Source organism: Desulfurococcus sp., from assembly GCF_049970475.1.
Taxonomy (GTDB): Archaea; Thermoproteota; Thermoprotei_A; order Sulfolobales; family Desulfurococcaceae; genus Desulfurococcus; species Desulfurococcus amylolyticus.
This window is the reverse complement of sequence record NZ_JBMFMW010000112.1, coordinates 1-3,623: the sequence shown is the minus strand read 5'-3', so window position 1 is coordinate 3,623 and position 3,623 is coordinate 1. Positions and strand designations below refer to the sequence as shown.

Genomic DNA, 3,623 nt, shown 5'->3' with positions numbered 1-3,623 from the left:
CGTATAAAATCTGAAACACTCATCATAACCCCCAGCATCCCACGAGACTCTTTATATACTGGGGTTTCTTAAATATGCTGGCTCGTTAAGGATATATGAATATAGGAAGCGGTGCCCGATCCCAGCTCAGAGCGGCTGCGAGGCCTCTCGGACCTCACTGCCGCTCTGACGTGGCCGGCTTAACTTCCGGGTTCGATATGAGACCGGGTGTTGCCCGGCCACTATGGCCGGGTCGGGCACCGTAGTTCCATTATATTCATTACTGGGGTTTTAAAATCTTACTTTTTTCAACAGCGTAGATACCCCTTATTTTAACTACGCCCCCGCATTTCGGGCACTTCCCTTTATCAAGCCCTATGAAATCCCCTGCCTCAAAGTCTTTTTCAAGCCTGTATCCACAGCTACTACATTGTATAAGTACCCTTGTAACATATTCTTCCCTCGGGGGTTTCTTTGGGCGAGACTCCAAATAGAGGTAGACTATAAGTATCACCATCAGTATTACCAGTATTATATTAGATAAGGTGTTCAGGTCTATACTCATACCATTCACCCGGGTATCCCCATGGTATTCCCTATCCCGGCAACTATTATCGTTGAATTCGGTTTTGTATGTTCCTCTATAATTCTTTCAAGGTACTTTAGGGTTGAGTCAGCTGCCTCAAATATCTCCTTACGCATAACCGTTATCGCCTCGCGAAGATCCATCTTGATGACAAGCGCCCTTAATGGAATTCCATATTTAGATGCCGCCCTCTCAATAGCTATTTTCTCAGGACCGGGATCGCCTATTGCTGCCCCAACTCCCTCAGCTATCGAGCCTGATTTCTCGCCCTCGAGCTTTAATGCAGCATCCACCGTGATCATTAAGTCAACACTGCCCTTGAGCTCGTCTACCAATCTATTTATCACCGCGCCCGGGTGACCCACATTGCTTCCAGGCCCCTCAGCTTTCACAACATAGATCCTTCTATCTTTATACCAGACCTCGGTTATCGAGGTATCATCTAGAATCCTTGATGATATCTTCCTCCCGGATTCTATCAGCCTATAAGCTACCAGGGGGCCGATTCCATCGCCTATAGGCTTACCCGTTGCAAAGGCGTCGAACGCTTCATGATACGTGTTCACGTATTTCAGTATCTGCGGCATCTGGAGCTGTAGCTGCATTATCAGTATCCAATTATTCTCCTTCTCACCGGTTAGCAGGTAGTGTCTAACCACCTTATATATTACGTGTAGCGCCCCCACGATTGAGAGAGTTGTCTCTACAAGGCTTCTCTCATACTTACCCGCATGGGGTATTTCAGCCTCAATTAACCTTCTCACAGTTGTATCTGTTATACGAATCAGGTGATCCATCCTCTTTATAATGTCAACAGGCTCTATCTCGACGGGTTCTATAGTGAAGAACTCGATGACCCTATCGATAAGCGGCTCCGGTGATTGAATACCGAGGTTTCTAAGCATAACTTTAGTCTTCTGCTTATCCTCCTCCAGTATGCCCTTGATCAAATCCAGCTTCATTCTTATATCTGTGACCCAAATCTTCATCTGTATCTTCTGGTTCAACCCGGTTATAATTAGAAAGAACATTATAAGCCAGATAACCTGTATTATTAGTGAAGCAGTATCGCCATCCATCTAATTCACCGCTACTATATTCTTCTCATTAGCCATGATATTTATTAGAAGAGAGATTTAAATAGTCGTAACAATAACTTCCCTATGAAGTATTATAAATGTGTGCTCGAACTGTGAAACAATGCCATTGGATTTCTCGAGTAGAACAGGGTATTCATGCAGCAACCCGGCTTTACTCATATAGTATATTATTGACCCAGTATTCCCGCTATATTTGAGTAACCATCTCTCAGCGAATGGAAGGGTCTTCCTCTCATCCATTATCTTCTCATAAACCTCCATAACGCTTTGAGGTAGTCTACTCTTCCTCTTCTTAAGAGAATATATTGTAACCTGCTTCCCCTCTTCCACGAGGCCGACTCCCGTAGAGGCAAATGGCTCCACAGCATAGACCCCGGGTCCAAGCCTCCATCCCGAGAAGAAGTCATCGTAGTTGGGTATGCTGAGCCCGGAATGAATCATATACTGATCTATACTGTGACCACTGAGGTTTCTCACAGGGTTGAAACCCATCGATTTAATAGTCTCCATGATTATCCTCCCTATCTCATTAGCCTTGATCCCTGGTCTTACAGCTTCAACAACCCTCTCCAATGCAAGCCGTGAAGCCTCTACGAGGCCCTCGTAAGCAGGGTTGAATGAGACCGTGGCAGCTGTGTCAGCTATATATCCCTTCACATGAACCCCTATATCTATCTTCACAACTGAGCCGTCCGGTATTCTACCGGTGTCACCAGGTACAGGGGTATAGTGTGCTGCAACCTGGTTCACACCGATGTTCACGGGAAATGCTGGCTCTCCACCGAGCTCCCTTATCCTGTTCTCAACATGTTCAGCTATTTCTAGGAAACTCATACCGGGTTTAACTAGTTTAACGGCTTCCTCCCTCACAGTCCTGGCTATCCAGCCCGCCCGTCTCAGCATTTCCACTGCTTCATCAGTAAGCATACCACTCACCATGGATGTATGGAGCTATCTTGATCAAGAGATATATAGTTTTACTTAATTATATTATGAACACTGGGTGAATCCAATGGCTGTAATCAAGTATCTTGGACACAGCTTCTTCGAGATAGCTCTTACAGGCCTTGATGGAGCTGTGAAAAACATAGTCATAGATCCATGGGTCGAAAACCCGTTAAGTCCGGTTAAACTGGCCGACTACAAGGGTAGAAGGCTCGATTACATTATAATCACACATGATCATGGAGACCACCTCGGGAACGCCATAGAGTTAGCCATGGAAACCAGTGCAACCATAGTTGGCATATATGAGATAGCATTGTACAGCGAGGAGAAAGGAGTAAAGTCCATAGGGGGAAATATCGGTGGTTCATTGAGGATCCCGGATCTCGAGGTAATTCTAACACCGGCTACACACAGTAGTAACAAGGGGGCACCGGTAGGGGTTGTTATACGAGGAAAGGATATAACATTATACCATGCAGGGGATACCGGGTTATTCAGTGAAATGACCCTTATAGGAGAGCTGTATAAACCCGATGTAGCCATGCTACCAATAGGAGGACATTTTACAATGGGTGTTCGTGAAGCAGTCAAAGCTGTTGAACTAATAAAGCCAAGGATAGCTATACCAATGCACTACAATACGTTCCCACTAATACAAGCCAACCCAATCGAATTCAAGAACATGGTTGAATCCAGAACAAGCACAAGGGTAGTGGTGTTAAAGCCGGGAGAGACGCTGGCATATCCGTGAAAACAATCACAGCAAAGGCACAATCCATCCTCTGATTAATAACATGTTTAAAACCACATGTTTTTACAACTGAAAGCCTCGTCCTTGTCCTTTATGGCGGGAATGGAGTGTTTATTAGGTTTTAGTGCTTGCACTATAGCTGGATGGTGGAGTGTTACAATCAAGCCCTCAGATAGGCGGGCTCTGTTCACCCCCGACTCCCCCCAGATAACGTAAACCCTGAATAGATGCAGGGAACAGTAAGCCACCCTCTCAGGGC

General features: G+C 45.5%; 5 protein-coding genes and 1 rRNA gene. 1 reads left to right on the top strand and 5 read right to left on the bottom strand.

Features of this window, described 5'->3' with window-relative positions:
• Positions 1-116: 116 nt before the first annotated feature.
• The 4 genes from rrf to map form a co-directional block, all read right to left on the bottom strand.
• Positions 117-235 (bottom strand): 5S ribosomal RNA (rrf, locus tag ACP5N5_RS06245).
• A gap of 24 nt (positions 236-259) precedes the next feature.
• Positions 260-544, bottom strand: coding sequence for a hypothetical protein (locus tag ACP5N5_RS06240; RefSeq protein ID WP_428134043.1), 285 nt, complete (start codon positions 542-544; stop codon positions 260-262).
• A gap of 5 nt (positions 545-549) precedes the next feature.
• Positions 550-1,644, bottom strand: a complete 1,095-nt coding sequence (locus ACP5N5_RS06235; protein WP_276814216.1) for a DUF1512 domain-containing protein — start codon at positions 1,642-1,644, stop codon at positions 550-552.
• Positions 1,645-1,701: 57 nt separating this feature from the next.
• Entirely contained in the window at positions 1,702-2,592 is an 891-nt protein-coding gene (map, locus tag ACP5N5_RS06230; RefSeq protein WP_042667864.1) for a type II methionyl aminopeptidase, read from the bottom strand.
• An 85-nt stretch (positions 2,593-2,677) separates the two neighbouring features.
• On the opposite strand from map, the gene ACP5N5_RS06225 reads away from it, so the two are divergent.
• Positions 2,678-3,364: a metal-dependent hydrolase gene (locus ACP5N5_RS06225; protein WP_428134026.1), complete on the top strand. Its 687-nt coding sequence runs from the start codon at positions 2,678-2,680 to the stop codon at positions 3,362-3,364.
• 47 nt (positions 3,365-3,411) lie between these two features.
• Here ACP5N5_RS06225 and ACP5N5_RS06220 read toward each other — a convergent pair.
• The coding region (locus ACP5N5_RS06220; protein ID WP_428134019.1) for a hypothetical protein at positions 3,412-3,623 on the bottom strand (212 nt) is incomplete at its 5' end.

Excerpts from the sequence above, each read along its gene's own strand:
- ACP5N5_RS06240 (WP_428134043.1), bottom strand. The coding sequence starts at position 544 with ATGAGTATAGACCTGAACACCTTATCTAATATAATACTGGTAATACTG.
- ACP5N5_RS06235 (WP_276814216.1), bottom strand. The coding sequence starts at position 1,644 with ATGGATGGCGATACTGCTTCACTAATAATACAGGTTATCTGGCTTATA.
- map (WP_042667864.1), bottom strand. The coding sequence starts at position 2,592 with ATGCTTACTGATGAAGCAGTGGAAATGCTGAGACGGGCGGGCTGGATA.
- ACP5N5_RS06225 (WP_428134026.1), top strand. The coding sequence starts at position 2,678 with ATGGCTGTAATCAAGTATCTTGGACACAGCTTCTTCGAGATAGCTCTT.